The sequence below is a fragment of the uncultured Alistipes sp. genome (genome assembly GCF_902388705.1).
Lineage (GTDB): Bacteria > Bacteroidota > Bacteroidia > Bacteroidales > Rikenellaceae > Alistipes.
The window spans coordinates 1-2,881 of record NZ_CABMQJ010000113.1; the positions used below are offsets into that span (position 1 = coordinate 1).

Genomic DNA, 2,881 nt, shown 5'->3' on the forward strand with positions numbered 1-2,881 from the left:
CCCGAGGGATAGCCCCAGCGCTCTCCGGCGGGCAGCGGGTGCATTCCGGCGAAGCGCACGATGCGCGGCGTGACGCCGGCGCCCTGCTCCTGTGCGTTGTCGCGGTCGCCGACCTGCATGACCAGCGCCGAGGGGGCGTTGGCGTAGTGTTCTGCGGTGCTGATAGTGGGACAAAACAGGGGGTTGCGCAATACCTCTTCGCCCTCTTTGGCCGCATAGGAACCGGTGCGGACGCTCCATGCCCCGAAAGGACTCCCGGCCTGGGCGTCGAAGCGGGCCACGGCGCCGTCGCCCTCCGAATACCTCCACGTGCGGCGTTCATGGACCTGCAGAGCGATGTCGGCCAGAACGACGGGCTGCGAAAAATCGGTCCTGTCCCGCCAGTCGGCCACTGCGCCTGCGCCGAAGAAGTCGTCGGCAGGTTCGATGCGGACGGTTTTCGTCGCCTGCTCGGTGTGGAAGCGCAGGTTGAAGAGGTGTTGCAACGCCTCGAGCAGCGCCGACTGCCGTATCCGGTGGCGGGCGACGTCGGCGAACGTAATCGGCGAACCGTAGCCGGGCGCCGACGCGAATTGCGGCCGCAGCGAGCACTCCTTGTGCAGCGTGAGCGACATGCCTTCTTCCGCGCCGTAAAAGTAGATTAGGTTGAACAACCTGGGCGACGAGGCCGTGAGCGGCTCCGCGGCGGTTCGTACCCGCAGTTCGACCGTCGTTTGCCCCGTTTCGGCGATGTAGCCGTCGTAGAGCGCCCAGTCGCCCGCATAAGTTATCCAGCCGTCGCCGCTTCGGACGAGCAGCACGGGAGCGGACACGGTGCCCGACGCCGGGGTTGCGACCGATGCGGTGCGTGCGGCGAATTCGCTCCAGAGCGTACCCGAAACCCCGTTGCGCGTGTACGTGAGCCGGTATTGCGCCCCTTGCGTGTGTTCGAATACGATAACCGTGTAGCGGTAGTTGGGCGCTATTGCGTCCCGGCGGTCTTCGTACCGGTTGGCCAGCGTAAAGGGTATGTCGGCACCCGTTCCGAAATAAACCGAGTCGAACCCCTTGAGCCGTTCGCGGGTCAGGATGCGGTGGTCGGTGGTGTACTTGAGGTAAAACTCGAATCCGGCGCTCACCGCGGTCGTGGGCGTAAAGGCGATTCGGCCGTTGTCGAAACCGAAACAGCCGCCGTTGTTGCACAGCTCGGGAATCGGCTCGCCGTCCGCATCGGGAGTCTGGGGCGTGGCCGTTTCGACGATGTTGCCCACGCTGCTGGCGGTGGTGTCCGGGTTGGCGTATACGCGTCCCAGGTGGTTGCCCCGGGCGGTGACGGGCGCCAGTCGGCGGGCGAAGAACCCCATCCGCGCGGCGAGCGCCGTGGTGTCGCGCGCGGGGTATGCGCCGCTCATGTAAAGCGATTGGAATTCGTCGGAGGCCATGAAGCGGCTCTCGATGCGGTAGTCCGCCTCCGTGAAAAGGGTTTCGACGAGCGTCGCCACGTGCAGGAACGGATGGTAGTCGTCCACCGACAGCAGCCGTTCGGCGGGCCGTAAATCCGACGAACTGTTTTGCTGCGGGTATTCGTCGCGCCGGATGGGGAAGAATTTTACGGGCGACTGGTCCGTCCAGCTTGCGAAAATCGTCGACGGAAGCAGGTTCGCCCGGTAGTCGACGCCGAGGCTGTCGAACGTCCGCAGCGCCGCATTTTTCGCCCACTGTGCCCCGCCTTCGCGTATTTCGATGCGGTAACCCGCCTCCGAGGACTCCAGCAGCCGTACCGTTCCAATCAGGAGCCGGGCCCCCTCCGCCGTGAGTTCCGCCGTGTGGGGCGAGGCGTTGAACCGGGTGGCCGTGTGCGGATCGCGGGCGAAGCCCAGGAGGGCCGCGTTGCGGGAGGTCGCCGGGAGCGTGAGCTCCAGCGAACGGCCTTCGCGGGCGGCTTCGATGTCGGCCAGTTTCGCGGCGGTGTAGCCCGGTACGGCGGGTGTGCCCGTTCCGGAATCGCAGGCCGCTCCGTCGATTGTCAGTTCCATAGCGCTCCGGTTTTGCGTTTGTCCCGGATTTCGATTTCGAGGCAGGACACTGCGCCGTGGCGGTGGACGACGGCCTTGTCGGTGACTGTGTCGACGGCTTCGTAACCGGCTTCTGCGGCCAGCCATACGTCGGGCGTTGCGCAGATTTCGGCGAGGGCTTCGACAACTTCGCGGGTTTCATAGGCCGACACCAGCACGCTCCGCCGCTCGGTCGCGGCCTGTGCGACGAGGTGTCCTCCGCTTCCGTAGGCCCGCTTTTTTGCGGTTTCCAGCGTTACCGACCGTTCGACCGGGAAGGTGTAGTGCTCGATGCTGCCCGCGCTGCTGCGCCATGCCAGCCGCCGGGCTTCGGGAACCGCCGCAACGAGGGTGTAGGTGATTGTGCCGCACGCTCCCGCGTCGACGGTCAGCGTTTCGGCCCCGGGAAAGTCGCGGGTGTCGAGCTGGAAGACGAGCACGCCTCCCGTCAGCGTGCGGTAGCTCCGGGCCGTTGCGGTCGTTCCGGCCTGCGCCGTGACAATCACCGTGCAGGCTTCGTCCGAGAAGAGGGTCAGCTCGTCGCATTCGCCGCAGGCGATCAGGCGTGTGAGGGGCATCGTCGTCAGCAGGGCGGGCGCCGTGATCGCCGTCATACGGGGCAGGAACGTTCGCAGCGGGGAGGTGAGCGGGTTTTCTGCGGCGGTTCCCGCGGCCTGCTTCCCGGGAACTGTGTCGGCGGACAGCGTTCGGGCCTCTACGAGTGCCATGACGGTGCGTCCGTCCGTGGCGTGGAATCCCGTGCCCCCGGTCGTCGGGACGAACCGTACGGCCCGGCGCAGGTAGGGCGCCGCGTCGAACGAAGCCGCCGTGGCCCCGGCGAAACGTTT

2 protein-coding genes are annotated in these 2,881 nt (G+C 66.5%); both read right to left on the reverse strand.

The genetic code is table 11. From position 1 onward, the window contains the following. On the reverse strand, positions 1–2,015 hold a 2,015-nt coding region (locus QZT71_RS12260), incomplete at its 3' end, for a hypothetical protein (RefSeq protein WP_295916630.1). Continuing rightward, positions 2,006–2,881, reverse strand: an 876-nt coding sequence (locus QZT71_RS12265) for a hypothetical protein (protein ID WP_295916631.1), incomplete at its 5' end; no start/stop codon positions are given. The genes QZT71_RS12265 and QZT71_RS12260, both read right to left, overlap by 10 nt.